The 20,081-nt window shown below is 72.9% G+C and carries 19 protein-coding genes; 15 read left to right on the top strand and 4 right to left on the bottom strand.

The window, feature by feature from the left end; translation table 11 throughout:
* The first annotated feature begins 8 nt into the window (after positions 1-8).
* The 8 genes from CLT71_RS09300 to CLT71_RS09265 all read left to right on the top strand — a co-directional run bounded on the left by CLT71_RS09300 (position 9) and on the right by CLT71_RS09265 (position 11,490).
* Positions 9-1,748 (top strand): AAA family ATPase, encoded by a 1,740-nt coding sequence (locus CLT71_RS09300; RefSeq protein ID WP_101366756.1) that lies wholly within the window; start codon positions 9-11, stop codon positions 1,746-1,748.
* A gap of 2,675 nt (positions 1,749-4,423) precedes the next feature.
* On the top strand, positions 4,424-5,065 hold the full coding sequence (locus CLT71_RS09295) for a hypothetical protein (protein ID WP_101371284.1): 642 nt from the start codon (positions 4,424-4,426) through the stop codon (positions 5,063-5,065).
* 165 nt (positions 5,066-5,230) lie between these two features.
* A complete protein-coding gene (locus CLT71_RS09290) occupies positions 5,231-5,701 on the top strand; it encodes a DUF948 domain-containing protein (RefSeq protein WP_101366755.1) in 471 nt (156 codons plus the stop codon).
* A 42-nt stretch (positions 5,702-5,743) separates the two neighbouring features.
* Entirely contained in the window at positions 5,744-6,049 is a 306-nt protein-coding gene (locus CLT71_RS09285) for a hypothetical protein (RefSeq protein WP_101366754.1), read from the top strand.
* 22 nt (positions 6,050-6,071) lie between these two features.
* Positions 6,072-8,753, top strand: coding sequence for an alanine--tRNA ligase (alaS, locus tag CLT71_RS09280; protein WP_101366753.1), 2,682 nt, complete (start codon positions 6,072-6,074; stop codon positions 8,751-8,753).
* 226 nt (positions 8,754-8,979) lie between these two features.
* Positions 8,980-9,441: a Holliday junction resolvase RuvX gene (ruvX, locus tag CLT71_RS09275; protein ID WP_101366752.1), complete on the top strand. Its 462-nt coding sequence runs from the start codon at positions 8,980-8,982 to the stop codon at positions 9,439-9,441.
* Entirely contained in the window at positions 9,438-10,658 is a 1,221-nt protein-coding gene (gene mltG / locus CLT71_RS09270; RefSeq protein WP_101366751.1) for an endolytic transglycosylase MltG, read from the top strand. The genes ruvX and mltG overlap by 4 nt, the downstream gene beginning before the upstream one ends.
* A 1-nt stretch (position 10,659) precedes the next feature.
* Positions 10,660-11,490 carry a shikimate dehydrogenase gene (locus tag CLT71_RS09265; protein WP_101366750.1) on the top strand — a complete coding sequence of 277 codons (831 nt, stop codon included), beginning with the start codon at positions 10,660-10,662 and terminating at the stop codon, positions 11,488-11,490.
* A 76-nt stretch (positions 11,491-11,566) separates the two neighbouring features.
* Here CLT71_RS09265 and CLT71_RS09260 read toward each other — a convergent pair whose 3' ends face one another.
* Together CLT71_RS09260 and CLT71_RS09255 are read right to left on the bottom strand one after the other, a co-directional pair.
* A complete protein-coding gene (locus tag CLT71_RS09260) occupies positions 11,567-11,857 on the bottom strand; it encodes a hypothetical protein (protein ID WP_101366749.1) in 291 nt (96 codons plus the stop codon).
* 2 nt (positions 11,858-11,859) lie between these two features.
* Complete coding sequence (locus CLT71_RS09255) at positions 11,860-12,111, bottom strand: hypothetical protein (protein WP_101366748.1); 252 nt, start codon at positions 12,109-12,111, stop codon at positions 11,860-11,862.
* A 258-nt stretch (positions 12,112-12,369) separates the two neighbouring features.
* Between CLT71_RS09255 and CLT71_RS09250 the strand changes: the two genes are divergently transcribed.
* From CLT71_RS09250 to CLT71_RS09230, 5 genes are all read left to right on the top strand, one after another.
* Positions 12,370-13,146 (top strand): Scr1 family TA system antitoxin-like transcriptional regulator, encoded by a 777-nt coding sequence (locus tag CLT71_RS09250; RefSeq protein ID WP_101366747.1) that lies wholly within the window; start codon positions 12,370-12,372, stop codon positions 13,144-13,146.
* On the top strand, positions 13,139-13,324 hold the full coding sequence (locus tag CLT71_RS09245) for a DUF397 domain-containing protein (protein WP_101366746.1): 186 nt from the start codon (positions 13,139-13,141) through the stop codon (positions 13,322-13,324). Before CLT71_RS09250 ends, CLT71_RS09245 begins: the two co-directional genes overlap by 8 nt.
* A gap of 231 nt (positions 13,325-13,555) precedes the next feature.
* Positions 13,556-14,053, top strand: a complete 498-nt coding sequence (locus CLT71_RS09240; protein WP_101366745.1) for a MarR family transcriptional regulator — start codon at positions 13,556-13,558, stop codon at positions 14,051-14,053.
* Between the two features lie 141 nt (positions 14,054-14,194).
* Positions 14,195-15,373, top strand: a complete 1,179-nt coding sequence (gene aroC / locus CLT71_RS09235; RefSeq protein ID WP_101366744.1) for a chorismate synthase — start codon at positions 14,195-14,197, stop codon at positions 15,371-15,373.
* Positions 15,373-15,888 carry a shikimate kinase gene (locus CLT71_RS09230; RefSeq protein ID WP_101366743.1) on the top strand — a complete coding sequence of 172 codons (516 nt, stop codon included), beginning with the start codon at positions 15,373-15,375 and terminating at the stop codon, positions 15,886-15,888. The genes aroC and CLT71_RS09230 overlap by 1 nt, the downstream gene beginning before the upstream one ends.
* Here the strand turns inward: CLT71_RS09230 and yczE are convergent.
* Positions 15,885-16,523 carry a membrane protein YczE gene (gene yczE / locus CLT71_RS09225; RefSeq protein WP_101371283.1) on the bottom strand — a complete coding sequence of 213 codons (639 nt, stop codon included), beginning with the start codon at positions 16,521-16,523 and terminating at the stop codon, positions 15,885-15,887. The genes CLT71_RS09230 and yczE overlap by 4 nt on opposite strands.
* A gap of 224 nt (positions 16,524-16,747) precedes the next feature.
* On the opposite strand from yczE, the gene yczR reads away from it, so the two are divergent.
* A complete protein-coding gene (gene yczR / locus CLT71_RS09220) occupies positions 16,748-18,208 on the top strand; it encodes a MocR-like transcription factor YczR (RefSeq protein ID WP_199187560.1) in 1,461 nt (486 codons plus the stop codon).
* Between the two features lie 31 nt (positions 18,209-18,239).
* On the opposite strand, the gene CLT71_RS09215 is transcribed toward yczR, so the two are convergent.
* Entirely contained in the window at positions 18,240-18,983 is a 744-nt protein-coding gene (locus CLT71_RS09215; protein ID WP_101366742.1) for an alpha/beta fold hydrolase, read from the bottom strand.
* Positions 18,984-19,087: 104 nt separating this feature from the next.
* Between CLT71_RS09215 and CLT71_RS09210 the strand changes: the two genes are divergently transcribed.
* A complete protein-coding gene (locus CLT71_RS09210) occupies positions 19,088-20,074 on the top strand; it encodes a helix-turn-helix transcriptional regulator (protein ID WP_101366741.1) in 987 nt (328 codons plus the stop codon).
* Positions 20,075-20,081 lie beyond the last annotated feature (7 nt).

Raw genomic sequence — 20,081 nt, 5'->3', positions numbered from 1 at the left:
TCTTCGTGATGGAGTCCGACGGCCTATTCTCACTCGTCGATCCCGCAGGTGGGCGCAGCGCGCCGGCCGGGACCGCCGCCGACGGCTTCACCGTACCCTCGGCCGATTCGCCGCTGCCGGTCCGGATGCGTCCGGCCAGCCTGGACGAACTGGTCGGCCAGGATCACCTACTCGCCCCCGGGGCACCGCTGCGACAGCTCGTGACCGGTGCGTCACCGATGTCGGTGATCCTCTGGGGGCCGCCGGGCAGCGGCAAGACCACCATCGCGCACCTGGTGGCGCGGGCTACCGAGCGACGCTTCGTGGCGATGTCGGCGCTCTCCGCAGGGGTGAAGGACGTCCGCGCGGTGATCGAGACGGCCCGTCGGGAGCGGCGGGCCGGCGGACGGCCGACCGTACTCTTCATCGACGAGGTGCACCGGTTCAGCAAGACCCAGCAGGACTCGCTGCTCGCCGCCGTCGAGGACCGTACGGTCACCCTGCTGGCGGCGACCACGGAGAACCCGTACTTCTCGGTCATCTCACCACTGCTCTCCCGGTGCGTACTGCTGACCCTGCAACCGCTGGACGACGACGCGGTACGGGGACTGCTTCGGCGCGCCGTCGTTGACGAGCGTGGACTGGCCGGTGCGCTCACCCTCGCCCCGGATGCCGAGGAGCACCTGGTCCGACTCGCCGGTGGGGACGTACGCAAGGCGCTCACCGCGCTGGAGGCGGCGGCCGGCTCGGCCACCGCCCTGGGCGAGATCGTGATCAACCTGGCCACCGCCGAGCAGGCCGTCGACGTGGCGGCGGTCCGCTACGACCGCGACGGCGACGCCCACTACGACGTGGTGAGCGCCTTCATCAAGAGCATGCGGGGTTCCGATGTGGACGCGGCGTTGCACTGGCTGGCCCGGATGCTGGTGGCCGGCGAGGACGCCCGGTTCATCGCCCGACGGATCGTGATCTTCGCGAGTGAGGACGTCGGGATGGCCGATCCGACCGCGCTGAGCGTGGCCACCGCCGCCGCGCACGCAGTGGAGTACGTCGGCCTGCCCGAGGCACAGCTCAACCTCGCCCACGCCGTCATCCACATGGCCACCGCGCCGAAGTCCAACTCGGCGACGATGGCGATCGGCGCGGCGATCGGCGACGTACGGGCCGGGCGGGGTGGTTCGGTGCCCCGGGCGCTGCGCGACGCGCACTATCCCGGGGCTCGGGGGCTGGGGCACGGCACCGGTTACCGCTATCCGCACGACGACCACCGGGGGGTGGTCACCCAGCAGTACGCCCCCGACGACCTGGTCGGGGTGGAGTACTACCAACCGACCGGGCACGGCGCGGAGCGAGCCGTCGGTACCCGGCTGCCGCTGCTGCGCCGGATCGTCCGGGGGCAGAGCCCGCCGCCGCCCACCGGCGGCACCGCGGGACCCGCCGGAAGCGCGGGCGGTGCCGGCAGGAGATCCCCGGCAACCCCGTCCGGCGGCGACACACCACCGGAGGCCGGCAACGGCGGGGTGCCCGACGCCGGCAACGGCAAGGTGCCTGAGGCCGGGAACGGTGGAGTGCCTGAGGCCGGGAACGGCAGGGCGCCTGAGGCCGGGAACGGTGGAGTGCCGGAGGGTGCCGGGCCGGGAGGGACGCCGGGGGAGACCGCGAACGGCAGGGCTCCGGAGGCCGGGAACGGCGAGGTGCCGGAGGATGCCGGGCACGGCAGGGTGACAGCAGACAGCGGTGGAAGGCCCGAGGGGGAGGAAGACCAGTGAGATCGCGCGGTTCGGACCGGGGCGAGGACGGCCACGACGAGCGGCGGGAACCACGGGGCAAGGGACGCCGCTGGGGCCGGGGCAGGGCGGAGGAGGCCCCGCCCGCAGAGCCGGAGGTCAGTGGCGAGGAGCTCGGCTGGATCACCGACCTGCGTACCGCCAAGGAGCAGAAGGTCGACATCGGCCCGGCCGAAGGCACGTCCCCGGCCGACCCGCCGGCCCGGGTGCCCGCCGCCTACGAGCGGTTGCCGGAGGCCGGACCGGACGACACTGGGTCGATGCCGCCGCCCGGGTTGCCGCCGGTGGATCCGATGGCCGGTCCCGGACGACGCCGGGACGAGCCGGAGCCACCGGTAGCGCCCCGGCGCGCCCCGGAGACTGCGGAGCCGGTCCCGCCCGCGCGGGGCTCCGGTCCGCAGCCGCCGCGTGCCGAGCCGCGCCCGCCGGGTGCCCCGCCGACGCCGGCCCCCGTGGTGCCGCCGGTCGTGCCGGCGCCGCCGCTCGGCCGCCCGGGCCGCCCGGTCGAACCCGCTCCGACGGCCTGGTCCGGCCCGGCGCCGGAGCGTCGTCCCGGGGGTGACCGGGGCGAGCCGGCGATGCGGCCCGGCCACACGCCGTGGCCGGGTGAGCCGGTACCACCCGCCGGGCACCAGTCCCGGCACGGTGCCGCCCCGGTCGAACCGGCTGCGGGGCGGCGGGCGGCGGGCGCCCGTGCCGACGAGCCGTTCCCGGGACGCCGGGCGGCCCCACCCGGGGAACCCGGCGACGGTCGGCACGGCCGGCCAGCCGGCTCCGGCTCGGCCCCTGGCGCCGGCCCGGTCCCCGTCCCCGGACCTGGCTCGGTCCCCGGCTCCGGTGACTTTGCCGGTCCGGGCAGCCCGGCTGGAGGGCGGGTCGGACCACCCGCCGTTCCCACCGGCGGTGAATTCGTCGTACCGGCCTCCGGCAACGCCCCACCGGTGCCGACCGCTCCGACCGCACCGGGCCAGCCCGGTGCCGCCGAACGTGACCAGGGCGGGCCGGGACGCGGCGGTCCGGTCCTGGGCGCGCGTCGCCCCGGTGCCGCCTCGCCGCCCTCCGGGGCGCACGCCGCCGACGCCGGTACGCGTTCCACCCCCGGCTACTCCCCGGGTGCCGGTACGCCCCCGCTCGGCGGGGCACACGCCGCCGGCTCCGGCGCACCATCGCCGGCCGGAGGAACACACTCGGTAGCCGGGGGAGCACACTCGACCTCCGGAGGAACACACTCGGTAGCCGGGGGAGCACACTCGACCTCCGGAGGAACACACTCGGCGGCCGGAGGGGCACACTCGGCCTCCGGAGCGCACGCCGCTCCGGGGAGCGCACATCCGGCCGGCGAACGGGAGGGCCGCCCGGCGGGCCACCCCGAGCGGCCCGCGGACTGGATCCGCAAGGCGGGCCGGGGCGGCGTACGCCCGGTCACGCCGGCCGCCGGATACGGGCCATCGGCCCCGACGTCCGGTGCGCCCGGATTCCCACCGGTCCCGGGTGGTCCGACCGGGCCGGAGCCGGGTGGCCGGACGGTAGCCGGGCCGGGTGCGACTGCCGCGCCGGGTTCGGGGACCAGGCCGGGCAGGGCCGCCAACCGGCCACCATCCGGACCGGACGGCTTCGACGGCGGGCAGCCAGGGCCGGGCCGGCACGGGGCACCCTCGACCGACGACTCCCGGGACGGCGGACGGGCCCGGGGCCGCTCCGGCGGTACGACGCCGCCCGGATCGCCGTTCGAGGCCGACGGTACCGCCGGACGGCACGGTGGACCGCCGCCGGTCGTACCCGGGCGGCACGGCGCGGTGGCTCCACCGCCCGGCGCCGGTGGCCGTGGCGATCTTCCGGCCGCCGGGGGCCTGCCCGGGGCCGGTGCTCCGTCGGCGCCGGGTGCCTCCCGATCCGCGCCGCCCCGCGGCGGTGCCTCCCGACCTGTCGAGCCGGGTGGTGACCCCGGATCCGCTCGGGTCACCGGGCTCGGCCGAACTCCCGTGGAGCCGGCGGAGCGACGTGTCGCGCCGGGCGGCAGGTACCCGGTCGAGCCGGCCGACCGGACCGGCCCGCCGGCACCGGGCCGGGGCGACGCACCGCGCGGCCGCCCGGTGGCCGGTCGCGCGGGTACGCCCGTCGACGGTGGCCCGGCCGGTCGGCCCGGTGGCGCCGGCATCGACGGCGGGGTACCGGGGCGATCCACCGCCGCGACCCCCGGCGGCCCGGCTCGGGCGTCGGCCCGGGGACCCGCGGTACCCGTCCACCCTGGACCGGGTGGGCCGGCCCGCGATCCCGGCGCCGGTACGACCGCCCGCCCCGCACCGGTCCCGGCCGGTCGGATGCCGACGGCCCGGCCCGCACCGGGCCTGCCGGACGGCCCGTCCCGGGACGAGGCGGTCCGACCCGATCCGCCGGTCCGGCCCGAGGCCCCGACCCGCCCGCCGGTACGCCCGGACGGCGCCATCCGCCCGGACGGTCCACCCCGTCCCGACGGTCTGCCCCGCCCCGACGGCTCGAGCCGCTCGGCCGCCGTGCCGCCGGTCACCGGGTCCCGGCCGGACGGGGCGGGTCGCTCGGCCGTCGTGCCGCCGCTCACCGGGTCCCGCCCGGACGGCGCAACGGAGTCCGATCCGGCGCAACCGTCGGCGGAACCCGCCCGGGGAGCCCGGGCGGAGCTGCGTCGTCAACTCCGCGAGCAGCGTCGGCTGAAGACGATCGCCCTGCTGCTGGCCAGCCTGCTGGTGCTCGGCGCCCTGCCGACGTACTTCGGGGTCCGGGCCGCGACCCGGGATCCGGTGTTCAACTCCCTCGACGCGCTGGCGGTGCCGGCCTGGGCCGCCACCGACACGGTCGACGGGGTGAGCGGCAGCCGGTGGTGCTTCATCGAGTGCCGCTTCCGGGAGCGGACCGTCGAGTCGGACCGGGCGTGGGAGGAGACGGCGCAGGTCTACGAGACCGCGCTGACCCGGGAGGGGTGGCGGCCCTGGAAGGTGGCGCTCTGCCCGGAGCAGCCGGTCGAGGGGCACTACACCTGCTGGCGCCGGGACGAGTTGACCCTCGACATGTGGGTACGCCAGCCCGCCTGCCCCGACTCGACGGTGACCGCCCCGGGTGCGAGCCCGCCGCCCGCCTCGACCGGTCCGGGAGGGGTGAACTGCGACGGTGCGCTGGTTTCGATCAAGGTCCGCAACGCGATCGCCGACGACCGGATCGGCCCGCAGCCGGCCACCGATCCGTCGCTCACCGGCGTGGACCCGGATCCACTCCTCACCGACGATCCGCTCGACGGGCTGACGCCCACACCCACCCCGTCGTGAGGCCGTCGGTCGTCACCGACGGTAGGGTTCGGGGTTGGTACTCCGAAGGGCTTTCCGGGTAAGGGTCGTCAGACGGTGCCGAGCGTCCGGGTGGGACGCCTCGCGCGCGATTTCCCAGACGGTGCATAGAGCGAATTCCGAGACGGTGCATAGAGGAGGACACGGGTGGACGCTGGAGAGATCGGCCAGATCGCTGCGCTCGTCGCGGCCGGCGCGTTCCTGATGCTGGTGTTGGTGCTGGCCAGGCCGATCTGGCGGCTGGGCAACACGGTGGACGCGGCAACCCAGGCAATCAACGACATCAACGACCGTACGGCTCCGCTGCTGGCCAACATGAACGTCACGGTGGAGAACGTGAACACCGCGCTGGGTCAGGTGCACACCTCGCTGGACGGCGTGAACATCCAGCTCGCCAAGATCGACACAATGACCGGTCACGCCCAGAACGTCACCGCCAACATCGCCAACCTGAGCACCGTGGTCTCGGCGGCCGCGGCGAACCCGCTGGTCAAGGTGGCTGCCTTCGGGTACGGCGTGCGCAAGGCCGCCTCCGCCCGTCGGCACGCCGAACAGGAGCGCGAGGTCCGTACCACCCTGAAGCAGCAGCGTCGGGCCGCCCGGCGCGCGGCACGCTGACCCGCCGCACACGGTGATCCGGTACGGAGGAAGGATGAGGCCATGAAGCGACTGCTCTGGTTGGGCATCGGGCTGGCCGTCGGCGCCCTGGTCGTCCGCAAGCTGACCCGCACCGCCCAGGCGTACACCCCTGGTGGCATCGCGAATTCGCTGGCGGAGTCGGCCGGTGGTCTGGTGCAGTCTCTGCGGGACTTCGCGGAAGACGTCCGGGACGGCATGGCCGAGCGTGAGCAGCAGATCCACCAGGCGTTCGCCGAGGGCGTCGCCTACGACGACCAGTTCGAGGAACTGCGCGAGGACCCACGCATCGGCGACCGCGAGTTGTTTCCGGAGGATGGCGCCAGATGAGGTTTCCGGAGGAAGGCACGAGATGAAAACGGCGGAAGTCAAGCGGCGCTACCTGGCGCACTTCGAGGCCAACGGGCACACGGTGGTGCCGTCCGCTCCGCTGCCGGCGATCGACGACCCGAACCTGCTCTTCGTCAACGCCGGCATGGTGCAGTTCGTGCCGTACTTCCTCGGACAGCAGACGCCGCCGTTCCGGCGCGCGGTGTCGGTGCAGAAGTGCATCCGTACCCCGGACATCGACGAGGTCGGCAAGACCAGCCGGCACGGCACCTTCTTCCAGATGAACGGGAACTTCTCGTTCGGTGACTACTTCAAGGAGGGTGCGATCGCGCTCGCCTGGGAACTGGTCACCAAGCCGGTCGCCGAGGGCGGTTTCGGGCTCGACCCGGAGCGGATCTGGCCGACTGTCTACCTGGACGACGACGAGGCCGAGGCGATCTGGCGCAAGACGGGTGTGCCGGCCGAGCGGATCGTCCGGCGGGGCAAGGCGGACAACTTCTGGTCGATGGGAATCCCCGGGCCGTGCGGACCCTGCTCGGAGATCTACTACGACCGGGGCCCGGCCTACGGCCGCGAGGGTGGCCCGGCGGTCGACGAGGACCGTTACCTGGAGTTCTGGAACCTCGTCTTCATGCAGTTCGAGCGGGGTCCGGGCACCGACAAGGAGAACTTCCCGATCCTCGGCGACCTGCCGGCGAAGAACATCGACACCGGGATGGGCCTGGAGCGGATGGCGGCCATCCTCCAGGGTGTCGACAACCTCTACGAGATCGACGAGGTGCGGCCGATCCTGGACCGGGCGGCCGAGCTGACCGGCCGGCGGTACGGCGCCAACTCGGGGCACGCGGCGAGCGAGTCGCACCCGGACGACGTACGGCTGCGGGTGGTCGCCGACCACGTGCGGACCGCGCTGATGCTTATCGGTGACGGGGTGACCCCGGCCAACGAGGGGCGCGGCTACGTGCTGCGCCGGATCATGCGCCGGGCGATCCGGGCGATGCGGCTGCTCGGCTGGCAGGAGCGGGCGCTGCCCGAGCTGCTGCCGGTGGCCCGGGACTGCATGTCCCCGTCCTACCCCGAGCTGGCGAGCGAGTTCGACCGGATCTCGTCGTACGCGTACGCGGAGGAGGACGCGTTCCTGTCCACCCTGCGGGCCGGTACGACGATCCTGGACACCGCGATCGCGCAGACCCGTTCGGCGGGTGGCGCGAAGCTCTCCGGCGACAAGGCGTTCCAACTGCACGACACGTACGGCTTCCCGATCGACCTGACCCTGGAGATCGCCGCCGAGCAGGGGCTGTCGGTGGATCAGGAGGGGTTCCGCCGGCTGATGGCCGACCAGCGGGCCCGGGCCAAGGCCGACGCGCAGGCCCGTAAGACCGGGCACGTGGACCTGTCGGCGTACCGTTCGGTGCTCGACTCCGGCGGGCCGGTGCAGTTCACCGGCTACTCCGAGGTCTCCCGGGAGTCGTCGGTGCGGGCGCTGCTCGGTGCCGGCGGCACCCCGGTCGAGGTGGCCGGTGAGGGCGACACGATCGAGTTGGTGCTGGACGCCACCCCGTTCTACGCCGAGGGTGGCGGCCAGCAGCCGGATGTCGGCCTGATCACCGTCGGCGCCGGTCAGGTCGAGGTGCTCGACGTGCAGCAGCCGGTTCCGGGACTGATCGTGCACCGGGCCCGGGTGGTCCGTGGCGAGGTACGCACCGGTGAGGCGGGTCTCGCCGAGATCGACGTGGTACGCCGACGGGCTATCTCCCGGTCGCACACCGCGACCCACCTGGTGCACCAGACCATGCGCAACTTCCTCGGCGAGTCGGCGACCCAGGCGGGTTCGCTCAACGCACCGGGTCGGCTGCGGTTCGACTTCAACACCCCGACCGGGGTGGCGCCGAGCGTGCTGCTCGACGTGGAGCAGCAGGTCAACGAGGTGCTCCTGGCCGACCTGGAGGTGCACGCCTTCATCACCTCGCAGGAGGAGGCCCGCCGGCTCGGTGCGATGGCGCTCTTCGGCGAGAAGTACGGCGACGAGGTGCGGGTCGTCGAGGTCGGCGACTACGCCAGGGAGCTGTGCGGCGGTACCCACGTGGCCCGCTCGGCCCAGCTCGGCCTGGTGAAGATCCTCTCCGAGTCCTCGATCGGCTCCGGAGTACGCCGGGTCGAGGCGCTCGTCGGTCTCGACGCGTTCCGGTTCCTGGCCAAGGAGCACCTGCTGGTCTCCCGGCTGGCCGAGCTCTACCGGGTCCCCGGTGACCAGGTGGCGGACCGGGTCGAGCAGACGGTCGCCCAGCTGCGGGATGCCGAGCGGGAGCTGGAGAAGCTGCGTGCCCAGTTGGTGCTCGGCGGTGCGGCGGCGCTCGCCTCGGCGGCCCGGGACATCCGTGGGGTCGCCTTCGTCGGCACCGAGGCGCCGGAGGGCGCGGCCGGCAACGACGTGCGTACCCTCGCCCAGGAGATCCGGGGCAAGATCGACGCGGCCCGTCCGGCGGTGGTCGCGGTGGCGGCCCGGGCGAACGGCAAGGCGTCGCTTGTGGTCGCGGTGAACGGGGCGGCCAAGGACCGGGGCGTCTCGGCGGCGGTCCTGGTCAAGGCGGCGCTCTCCGGGCGGGGCGGCGGCAACGCCGACCTGGCCCAGGGTGGCGGCCTGCCGGCCGGCGAGGCGCCGAGCCTGCTGGCCGCGGTCGAGAAGGCGCTAGTCGAGGCGTGACCGCCGGCATCGGTTGCCCGCCGGTGGGCCGTTGTGATTGGATCTCCAGCCACGACGGCCCGCCGGCCGGGCGGAGCTGTTCCGGGCCGGCCTACAGGAATCGGATGAGCCAGTTTTCCCGGTGGCGTAGCACGATGAACCGACCTTCCCCGAGCGCATCTCCTCGGGTCCGACGTTGCTGCGGACCTGACGCACTGACCACCGGGTCAACCGCCGGCGGGGCGCGATGAGCGTCCTGCCCCGGGGCGTGCGGCTCGGCGTGGACGTCGGCCAGGTGCGGGTGGGTGTGGCACTCTCCGACCCGGACGGGGTGCTGGCCACCCCGCTGGTGACGCTGGCCCGTGACCTGAAGACCGGTGTTGAGGCGGTTCCAGCCGATATTTCGGAACTCGCGCGGCTTGTGGAACTCCACGAGGTGGTCACGGTGGTGGTCGGACTGCCGGTGACGCTCGCCGGGGCACACGGACCGGCGGCGATCCAGGCGAAGGCGTACGCCGAGCGGCTGGCCGCCGCGATCGCGCCCGTGCAGGTCGATCTGGTGGATGAAAGGATGTCGACCGTCGTGGCTTCTCGTAGGCTAGCCGAGCGGGGCGTCCGAGGACGACGTCAACGGGCGGTGGTCGATCAGGCGGCCGCGGTGGAGATTCTGCAGAGCTGGCTGGACAGGCAGCGGAGGCGGACGGGATGATCGACGAGTTGGAGCTCGCGTTCGACGAGCGTGCGGAGAAGGGACGCCACCGGCGCGGAGCGCAGCGCAAACGCAACGGCAAGAAGAAGCGTGGCGGGCGCGGCCGTACGGTCGCCGCACTGTTGATGGCGTTCGTGCTGCTCGGCGTCCTCGGTGGCGCCGGCTGGTACGGCTTCGACCGGGTGCAGGGCTACTTCGTCACGCCGGACTTCGACGGCAACGGCAGCGGTGAGGTCCAGGTCCAGGTCGAAGAGGGCCAGAGCATCGCCGATATCGCCAACACGCTGGTCGAGGCCGGCGTCATCAAGAGCACCAAGGCCTTCATCGAGGCGGCCCAGGAGAACTCGCGGAGCCAGAACATCCAGCCGGGCACCTACAAGGTCCGCAAGGAAATGAACGCGAAGGCGGCGCTCGGCCTGCTGCTCGACCTGAAGAACAAGCTCGTCAACGGCTTCCTGGTCAAGGAGGGCGCCACCGTCAAGCAGATCTTCAAGGCGCTTTCGGCCGAGACGAAGCTTCCGGTCAAGGACTTCGAGACGGCAGCCAAGGACCTGAAGGGGCTCGGCATCGCGGACTTCTGGTTCAACCGCGACGACAAGCAGAAGGCCGACAAGTCGATCGAGGGCTTCCTCTTCCCGGACACCTACGAACTCCCGCCGAACGCCAGTGCCGAGGCGATCCTCAAGATGATGGTCCAGCGGTTCATGTCGGTCGCCGAGGACATCGACTTCGTCAAGCGGGTGGAGAAGGAGCGCGAGATCACCCCGTACGAGGCGCTGATCGTGGCGTCGCTGGCCCAGGCCGAGGCGGGCAACCCCGACGACCTCGGCAAGGTCGCCCGGGTGGCCTACAACCGCATCTACAGCGGCGACCACTACTGCAAGAACGGCAACGGCCTGACCGGCTGTCTGGAGTTCGACGTCGGGGTCAACTACTACTGGGAGCGGACCGGTAAGAAGACCAAGCGCTCCGGGGACATGTCGGACACGGAGCTCTTCGACAAGAACAACCCGTACCGGATGCACGGCAAGGCCGGGCTCCCGCCGGGTCCGATCAACAACCCGGGGCAGAAGGCCCTGGAGGGGGCGATGAACCCGCCGAAGGGCGACTGGCTGTTCTTCGTGGCGATCGACAAGGAGGGCCACTCCGAGTTCGCCACCACGAACGAGGAGCACGAGCGCAACATCCAGAAGGCCCGCGAGAACGGCGTGCTCTGAGGTGACCGTGCCGCGCCGGGCGGCGGTGCTGGGCAAGCCGATCGCCCACTCGCTCTCCCCGGTGATCCACAACGCCGGTTACGTGGCGGCCGGGCTGACCGGCTGGTCCTACACGGCGATCGAGTGTGCCGAGGCCGAGCTGCCCGACCGGGTGGCCGGGCTCGGCCCGGAGTGGGCGGGGCTCTCCCTGACCATGCCGCTGAAAGAGGTGGCGCTCGCGGTGGCCGGCGAGGTCTCGCCGGTCGCCGCCGCGATCGGTGCCGCCAACACTCTGGTACGCCGACCGGACGGCTCCTGGGCCGCCGACAACACCGACGTACCGGGGATGGTCGACGTGCTTACCGGCGCCGGGGTACCCGCCGGTGCGGAGGTGGTGCTGCTCGGTGCCGGCGGTACGGCCCGGGCCGCGCTCGCCGCCGCCGTCCGGTTGACCGCCCGCCGGGTCACCTGCCGGGTACGCCGTCCGGCCGCCGGTGCCGAGCTGGCTCGGCTGGCCGAGGCGCTCGGGCTGCGGTTCGAGATCGCGGAGTGGGCGGCCCCGACCGGGCGGGACGGCGCGGATCTGGTGATCTCCACGGTGCCGAAGGGCGCCGCCGACGGGTTCGCGGCGGCGGCCCGGTCCTGGCGGCCCGAGACGGTCTTCTTCGACGTCGTCTACGACCCGTGGCCGACCCCGCTCGCCACGGCCGCGGCGGAGGCCGGCTGCCGGATCGTCTCCGGCCTCGACCTGCTGCTCGCCCAGGCGGTCGGGCAGTTCGAGCAGTTCACCGGGGTCTCCGCACCGGTCGCCGAGATGCGTTCCGCCCTCGCCGCCGCCCGCGCCGCGCACTGAGGGCGTATGGAGGCCCGCCCCGGAACGCCGAGGGGAAGGCGGCGAACCGGGGCGGGCCGGCGGGTGATGAGGCAGGTTATTGGCGGCGCCGGGGCACCCAGTAGAGGATCTGTCCGGCGATCAGCGCGGGGTGTGTGTCGGGCATGGCCTGCAGTGCGCGGGTGAGGTGTACGCCGAGGTACATCATCAGTCCCACCCGGTCACCCTTGAAGCCGACCAGCAGGGCCAGCCGGGCCGGCGCACAGGGCCAGGGATCCTGACAGGTTTCGCAGCTGTACGACTGCGCCGGGGTGTGGCTGCCGGTCGGGTAACGACGCTGGGCGAGCCGGCGCATGTGTCGGTACCAGCGCTCCTGCGGCCCGATCACGGCTACGTCCGACCGACGCGCCCGGGCTCGGACGCTCGCTCCCCGTAGCGGCCCCGGTGGGTCTGGGCCGGTGTCAGCGCGCCGGCTCGGCCGATCTGGTGTCGACCGGACGGCGAGTTCCAGAGCGGATCGTCGCTGCCGTCCCTGCCCTGCCGCGACCAGTGCAGCTTGGCCGGCGGCGGTCCGACCGGAGCCGAGCGCGTCACCCTGGGCGAGAACGCCGCCATCCCGGCCTGATACTCCGCCTCGGTCATCGGTCGCAGCGGCGGGCCGAATGGCAGCGGAATCCGAACGAGTGAGTCCGGGCAGACCCAACGGTGCCCGCATCGGCAATAACGCCAGAGCCGTCGCCAGTCTCGTCGGTGTTCTTGCCACCTTTCCTGGGACATCGGATCACCTCTCAGTCTTTTTGTCTGCCCTCCACCCTGGACCGGAAGTCATCTGGAGCGGAAGATTAGCGAGCGAGAGTATTGAAGGATATCGACTAGTTGATCAGGAGTCGGGTGGATTAAGTGAACGACCTACGCGAAATCCTTAGGGCAGAGCGAAAGCGGGCGAAGCAAACCCGGGATCAGGTAGGGGCGGCCGTCGGCCTGAGTGGTGCGTCGATTGCGGCGTTCGAGCAGGGCCGGATGATTCCCCAGCCGGAGACCGCCGAACGCCTCGACGCGCATTTCAAGACCGGCGACCAGATCCAGCGGGCGACCAGGGAGGCCCGGAATGACGCCCGGCCCATTTGGCTGCGCCCCTGGACGGAGCAGGAGCAGCGGGCGACCATGTTGCGCTGCTTCGAGCACAGCCTGATTCCCGGACTACTCCAGACCGAGGCGTACACCCGGGCGCTGCTGGCCAGCGGCAGGCTGCCTGAGGATGTGATCGAGCGGACGACGCAGGTGCGGCGTGAACGGCAAGCCGCGACGATCAACCGCCCCAACCCTCCGATGCTGTCTGCGCTCATCTGCGAGGTGGCCCTCAGGTATGGGCCTGCCGACGTCGTGAAGGAGCAGCTGGAGCATCTGCTTGAGGTAAGTCGCCGGCCGCAGGTGCAGATCCTGGTTGTGCCGCAGGCCGCCGGCCTGCATCCTGGCTTGGCGGGAGCGTTCGTGCTGGCGACCCTGCCGGCCCGGGGCCGGGCCGTCTATCTTGACGACCAGCTTCGAGGACGTTCGGTGACCGACGGGGCGGACGTGGACGATCTGGAGCGATCGTGGGAGATCGTCCGGGGTCTGGCGCTGCCGGTAAGCTTGTCGCAAGATCTGATCATGAAGGCGGTCAACAACAATGACTGAGCCGAACTGGCACAAGAGCAGCCGCAGCAGCACCAACCAGGGCAACTGCGTCGAGGTCGCCGACAACCTTCCGGGTCGCGTACTCGTTCGGGACACCAAGGACCGGGACGGCGGCACCCTGACGTTCGGCCCGGCCGCCTGGCGGGCGTTCGTCGTCGAGGTCGCCCGGCGGTCGTAGCCGGCAGAGGACATGCCCAGCGCCCCGCTGTCCGGACGACCCGGGTGGCGGGGCGTTCATGCGTGTTCCGCCGGAGTGGCCCGCCGGACGTACGCGAATGCTCGGTTCTGCGCAGGCTCACGCGCCCCTAATCTTGGAACAGCCGACACTTTTGCTCTGTAGGTGGAGTCATTGTGATGTGAGGTAACCGAGGCCGGGACGGTGCCGGCCGAGGAGACGACGGGGGCGAGGATGACCGACGACGCGACGGCCGGCGCTGCGGAGACGCTCGGCGGCGCGGTGGCCGACCTGCACCGGGTACTGCGCCGGTCGACCGGTCGGCGTACCGGCCGGACACCCCTGCCGGACGCCCAGGTGGAGGTGCTCCGGCTGGTCGAACGCTGCGCCGGGATCAGCGTGAAGGAGGCCGCCGAGCGGCTGAACACCGCCGCCAACACGGTCAGCACGCTCGTCGGCGACCTCGCCGGGGCCGGCCTGCTGGAGCGCACCCGGGACCCGCAGAACCGGCGGATCGTCCGGCTCCGGCTGACCCCGGACGCACACCTGCGGATCGACGACTACCTGGCGCACCGGCGCGACCTGCTGCTCGACGCGCTGCACCGGCTCGACGAGCCGGCCCGGCGGGACGTCGTGCGCGCCGCCGACCAGCTACGCCGGCTCGCCGACCTGCTCACCGACCAGGAACGCGGGGACCGTCCGGCCGCCCCGCCGGAGCCCACCCTTCCGTAGAACATGCCCGCCCGTCCGTAGCACCGGAGCCCGCCCGTCCGCAGTACGGGACGGCGCGGGCGGTGCGCGGCCGCGCACCGGCGCCGTGCCAAACTTGACCGGCGGCCGGCCGGCCCGGTCGCGACGAGGAGAGGGTTGGTCGTGTTGCGCTGGTTGACGGCGGGGGAGTCCCATGGTCCCGCCCTGGTTGCGGTGCTGGAAGGGTTGCCGGCCGGGGTCGAGGTGACCAGCGAGGAGATCGTCCGCCAGTTGGGCCGCCGCCGGCTCGGCTACGGTCGGGGCGCCCGGATGTCGTTCGAGCGGGACGAGGTCGAGGTCATCGGCGGTCTCCGGCACGGACTGACCCTGGGCAGCCCGGTGGCGATCCGGGTGGGCAACTCCGAATGGCCCAAGTGGCAGACGGTGATGGCGGCCGATCCGGTCGACCCCGAGGTGCTGGCCGGCCAGGCCCGCAACGCTGCCCTGACCCGCCCCCGACCGGGGCACGCCGATCTGGCTGGCATGCAGAAATACGGCCACACCGACGCCCGGCCGATCCTGGAACGGGCCAGCGCCCGGGAGACCGCCGCCCGGGTCGCGGTCGGCACCGTCGCCCGGGCGCTGCTGCGGCAGGCGCTCGGTGTCGAGATCGTCTCGCACGTGGTGGAACTCGGCTCGGTGGCCGCCAAGCCCGGGCTCCAGCCCCGCCCCGAGGACGCCGAGCGGGTCGACGCCGACCCGCTGCGCTGCCTCGACCCCGAGGCCAGCGCCCGGATGGTCGCCGAGGTGGACGCCGCCAAGGCCGACGCCGACACCCTCGGCGGCATCGTCGAGGTGCTCGCCTACGGGGTGCCGCCAGGGCTCGGCAGCCACGTGCAGTGGGACCGCAAACTCGACGCCCGGCTCGCCGCGGCGCTGATGTCGATCCAGGCCATCAAGGGTGTGGAGATCGGCGACGCCTGGCAGCAGGCCCGGTCCCGGGGCTCGGTGGCGCACGACGAGATCGTCCCCACCGCGACCGGGGTACGCCGGCTCACCGACCGGGCCGGTGGCCTGGAGGGCGGCATCACCACCGGCGAGCCACTGCGGGTACGCGCCGCGATGAAGCCGATCTCCTCGCTCAACCGGGCACTCTCGACAGTCGACGTGGCGACCGGTGAGCCGGCGACCGCGATCAACCAACGTTCCGACGTCTGTGCCGTACCCGCCGCCGCGATCGTCGCCGAGACGATGGTCGCGCTGGTGCTGGCCGAGGCGGCGCTGGAGAAGTTCGGCGGTGACTCGGTCGCCGAGATCCGTCGCAACGTCGACGGCTACCTCGACAACCTCGTGATCCACTGATGGCGCCGGTCTGTGTCCTGGTCGGTGTGATGGGCGCCGGCAAGACCAGCACGGGGCTGCTGGTCGCCAAGGGTCTCGGGGTCGACTTCCGGGACACCGACGCTGACATCGAGGCGATGGCCGGCAAGCCGATCCCGGAGATCTTCGTCGACGAGGGCGAGGAGCATTTCCGTACCCTGGAACGGGCCGCCGTGGCGGACGCGCTGGCCTCCTTCGACGGGGTGCTGGCGCTCGGCGGCGGCGCGATCCTCGCCGAGGAGAACCGCGCCGCGCTCGCCGGGCACCGGGTCATCTATCTCTCGGTGGAGCTGCCGGACGCCGTCAAGCGGGTCGGCCTCGGCACCGGCCGGCCGCTGCTCGCGATCAACCCCCGGGCCACCCTGAAGCACCTGCTCGACCAGCGGCGCCCGCTCTACACCGAGGTGGCCACCCGGACCGTGGTCACCGACGGTCGGACGCCGGAGCAGGTGGCCGAGGAGATTCTGGCCGGGCTGGCGGGCGACCGGATCGGCTAACGGCTCGGCCGGTCGCGTTCGGCGGTGCTCCGGTAGGCGAACCAGGGCAGGCAGAACTGCGTGATCGGGCCGACCGTGAGGGCGTAGAGCACCGTGCCGACGCCCACCGTCCCGCCGAGCAGCCAGCCCGCGCCGAGCACGGTGAGTTCGATCAGGGTCCGGACCAGCCGGATCGAACGTCCGGTCGACCGGGACGCGCCGGTCATCAGGCCGTCCCGGGGTCCGGGACCGAGCCGCGCACCGACGTAGACGGCGACGGCGAGTCCGTTGAGCAGGATACCGCCGGCCAGCAGGGCGATCCGGGTGGGCAGGCCCAGCCGCTCGGGCAGCAGTGCCAGACCGAGGTCGGCCGAGAGCGCCAGGACCACGATGTTCGCGCCGGTGCCGAAGGTCGGCATCTGCCGCAGCGGGATCCAGAGGAGCAGGACGAGCAGGCCGACGACGCCGCTGACCGTGCCGAAGCTCAGCGGGGTGTACCGGGTCAGGCCCTCGTAGAGCACGCTCCACGGGTTTACTCCGAGTGCGGCTCGAAGCATGACCGAGAGGCTGAAGCCGTAGAGGGCGAGTCCGACGAAGAGCTGGGGCAAGCGTCGCCACGGGCGTTCGGCGAGTCGGACGTAGCCCAACTGTGGCAGGGCCGGGCCCGGGAGCGACCGAAGCGCGGCGCCGATCCGGGCGGCTGCCGTCCGGTGCTCGCGGCGCTGCCCGTGCCGGTCGAGAATCTCCTGCGCCATCTGCCCGTCCTCCAGGTGTGCCGGCATGCGTCGAGGCCAATCCGGGAAGCCTGTCCGGTCGTTGGTCTGGATTACAGGGCCAATCCAGGGAGAATGGTCGGCATGCCCTCGAACCACTGCCGCTGGTGACCCCGGACCGCGTCCCCCGGACGCTGGGCAGCCGCCAGCTCGCCGCGATGCTGCCCGACCTGGCCGGGGCACGCCCCGCGTACCGGCAACTGGCCCAGGCGATCGGCGCGCTGATCCTGGACGGCCGGATCGCGCTGCACGTCAGGCTCCCCGCCGAGCGGGAGTTGGCCACCGCCCTGGAGACCAGCCGGGCCACCGTCACCGCCGGCTACGACCTGCTGCGCGAGCGCGGGTTCGCGCACAGCCGCCAGGGCTCCGGCACCTGGACGGCGCTGCCCCAGGGGCGCCGGCCCAGCGGCATCGAGCGGCTGCTCGCGCCGGAGGAGAGCGCGATCGACCTGGCCCGGGCGGCCCCCACCGGGCTGCCGGCGCAACTGCTCGCCGACGCTCTCGCCCTGGTCACGCCGGAGCTCGCGAAGCACACCCACACCCCGGGCTACCACCCGTACGGGCTGCCCGAACTGCGCGCCGCGATCGCCGAGCGGTACACCCGGCGGGGACTGCCCACGGTGCCCGAGCAGATTCTGCTGACCTCCGGTGCCCAGCACGCGTTCACGCTTGTCGTCGGGTTGCTGTGTCAGCCCGGTGACCGGGTCCTGGTGGAGAGCCCGTCCTATCCGAACGCGCTGGAGGCGCTGCGCCGGGCCCGGCTGCGTACCGTCCCGGTCCCGGTCACCGACGCCGGCTGGGACGTCGAGATCGTCGAGTCGACCCTGCGCCAGGTGGTCCCCCGGCTGGCCTACCTGATCCCGGACTTCCACAATCCGACCGGCTGCCTGCTGCCCGACCCGGAACGGGGCCGCGTGCTGCGCGCCGCGGCCCGCTCCGGTAGCTGGCTGGTCGTCGACGAGACCCTCGCCGACCTTGCCCTCGACGTCCCCGCCCCGCCGCCCGCCGCCACGCAGGGCCCGCCGGGTGGCACCGGCCAGGTCGTCACGATCGGCTCGATGAGCAAGACCCACTGGGCGGGGCTGCGGATCGGTTGGCTGCGTGCCCCGGCGCGGCTCGTCACCGAACTGGCCGGGCAGCGCGTCGCCACCGACATGGGCGGTTCGGTGCTGGATCAGTTGCTGGCGCTGACCCTGCTCGACCGATCCAGAGAACTCGTGCCGTCCCGGCTGGCACGCCTGCGTGAGCAGCGCGCCGCGCTTGCCGCCGCGCTGACCGAGCACATTCCACAGTGGAGCTGGCGGCTGCCGCCGGGTGGCCTGTCACTCTGGGTGGACCTGGGCGAGCCGATCGCGGCCACCCTGGCCGACCGGGCACTCGACTACGGGGTTCGGATCGAGAGCGGCAGCTACTTCGGCTCCGACCCGGGCGTCTTCGAACAGCGGATGCGCATCCCGTACACCCTGGCGCCGGAGACGCTGCGCGAGGCCGTACGCCGACTCGCCGCCGCGCTCGCCGCCGGGCCGGCCTCGTCGTCGCCGGCCCGACGCGCGCACTGGGTCGCCTGAGCCGCGCGCACCGACCGCCGACGCCGGCCCGCTAGTCGGTGCCGGTCGAGGCTGCGCGGCCGATCCGGTCCAGCAACTCGGCCAGGCGCTTCGGCTCGCTCAACATCGGCCAGTGCCCGGTCGGCAGCCCGTACAGGTCGGCACCGACCAGCCCGGCGAAGAACGGGTGCCCCTGCGCGATCATCTCCCGGACCGTCTCCACCGGGAAGGTGCAGACGATAAGCGCGGTCGGCACCGCGCCGCCGTGCGGCAGCGTCACCGGGTCGGTGGCGACCCGCAGCGGCTCGGCCGTTGCGCGGCGGCGGAGCAGGTCCAGGGCCGCGTCGTCCAGCCCGGCCAGGTTCGGGTCGGCGGCCGGGTCCCAGTCCGGCGGCGGCAGCAGGTGTCCGTCGCCGATCAGCGCCCGGAGCCGCTCCTGTTCCTCGGGCGGGTTGGTGTCGAACTGCGCCATGCCCGCCGGCAGCGGTCCGCTGTCCAGGTAGACCACCCGGGAGATCCGATCGGGGATCCGGTCCGCCGCCTGCTGCACCGGCATCCCGCCGCCGGAGTGCCCGACGAGTACGACGTCGTGCAGCTCCTCGGCCTCGATCAGTCCGACGATGTCGGCGGTGTGTGTCTCCAGGCCCACGTCGGGGCCGGCCAGGTGGGCCCGGTCGGCCAGCCCGGTCAGGGTCAACGGGTACGCCCGGTGCCCGGCCGCGCGCAGCCCCTCGGTCACCTCCCGCCAGGCCCAGGCGCCGAGCCAGAAACCGGGTACCAGGACGAACGTGGCCATCTGTCTGCTCCTCAGGTGTCGGTCGATTCCTTCTTGCCGGTCGAGCCGGTGGCGACGGTACGGTCGAATCCGGGCGAGTTCCACCCGGATTAGGAGAGTGACCCGTGCCACACCCCGCCGCCCGGGTACTCGGGATGCTGGAGCTGTTGCAGAGTGCGCACCGGCTCACCGGTGCCGAACTGGCCGACCGGCTCGGCGTCAACGAGCGGACCGTCCGGCGCTACGCCGACACCCTTGTCGAACTCGGCATCCCGGTGACCGCCGCCCGGGGCCGGTACGGCGGCTACCGGCTCCAGCCCGGTTACCGGCTGCCGCCACTGATGCTCACCGACGACGAGGCGGTGGCGGTACTGCTCGGACTGGTCGCCGCCGAACAGCTCGGACTCGGTACCGCCGCGCCCGCGAACGGGCTCGCCCAGGCGAAGATCCGCCGGGTGCTGCCCGGACCGATCGCCGACCGGCTCGACGCGGTGACCCGCAGCCTCGGGTTCAGCCTCCGACGGCCGGCCGCCGCGCCCCGCCCGGCCACCGCGACCCTGCTGGCGCTCGGCGCGGCGACCCGCTCCCGGCACCGGGTCACCATCGGCTACCGCTCCTGGCGCGACGAGCCGTCGGTGCGCGACCTCGACCCGTACGGGCTGGTCTTCCACGCCGGTCGCTGGTACGTCACCGGCCACGATCACCGGCGCGACGAGATCCGCACCTTCCGGCTCGACCGGATCGCCTCGGTCTCCACCGGCACCGGGACCTTCACTGTGCCGGAGGGCTTCGATCCGGTCGGGCACGTCGCCCGGTCACTGGCCGCCGTGCCGTACCGCTGGGAGGTCGAGGTGCTGCTGGAGACCGATCTGGAACAGGCCCGGCGCCGGGTGCCGCCCAGCGCGGCCGAGCTGACCGCCACCGCCGACGGCATCCTGTTGCGGGCCCGGGTCGAGGACCTGACCGGGATGGCCCAGCTCCTCGCCGGGCTGGGCTGGCCGTTCACAGTGCTCCGCCCGGACGAGCTGCGTACCGCCGTCAGCGGCTACGCGGGCACGCTCGCCGGGTACGCGGCTCGCCGGCCACCACTGGCCGGGGACCCGATCCTCTAGGCTCTGA

Source organism: Plantactinospora sp. CNZ320, from assembly GCF_002846275.1.
Note: the sequence above shows the minus strand (reverse complement) of the source record. Positions and strands in the feature narration are given on the sequence as shown.

What these genes read in the sequence shown, in the direction of transcription:
- CLT71_RS09300 (WP_101366756.1), top strand. Translation starts at nt 9, where the DNA reads ATGGAGTCCGACGGCCTATTCTCACTCGTCGATCCCGCAGGTGGGCGC.
- CLT71_RS09285 (WP_101366754.1), top strand. Translation starts at nt 5,744, where the DNA reads ATGAAGCGACTGCTCTGGTTGGGCATCGGGCTGGCCGTCGGCGCCCTG.
- alaS (WP_101366753.1), top strand. Translation starts at nt 6,072, where the DNA reads ATGAAAACGGCGGAAGTCAAGCGGCGCTACCTGGCGCACTTCGAGGCC.
- ruvX (WP_101366752.1), top strand. Translation starts at nt 8,980, where the DNA reads ATGAGCGTCCTGCCCCGGGGCGTGCGGCTCGGCGTGGACGTCGGCCAG.
- mltG (WP_101366751.1), top strand. Translation starts at nt 9,438, where the DNA reads ATGATCGACGAGTTGGAGCTCGCGTTCGACGAGCGTGCGGAGAAGGGA.
- CLT71_RS09255 (WP_101366748.1), bottom strand. Translation starts at nt 12,111, where the DNA reads ATGACCGAGGCGGAGTATCAGGCCGGGATGGCGGCGTTCTCGCCCAGG.
- CLT71_RS09245 (WP_101366746.1), top strand. Translation starts at nt 13,139, where the DNA reads ATGACTGAGCCGAACTGGCACAAGAGCAGCCGCAGCAGCACCAACCAG.
- CLT71_RS09240 (WP_101366745.1), top strand. Translation starts at nt 13,556, where the DNA reads ATGACCGACGACGCGACGGCCGGCGCTGCGGAGACGCTCGGCGGCGCG.
- CLT71_RS09230 (WP_101366743.1), top strand. Translation starts at nt 15,373, where the DNA reads ATGGCGCCGGTCTGTGTCCTGGTCGGTGTGATGGGCGCCGGCAAGACC.
- CLT71_RS09215 (WP_101366742.1), bottom strand. Translation starts at nt 18,983, where the DNA reads ATGGCCACGTTCGTCCTGGTACCCGGTTTCTGGCTCGGCGCCTGGGCC.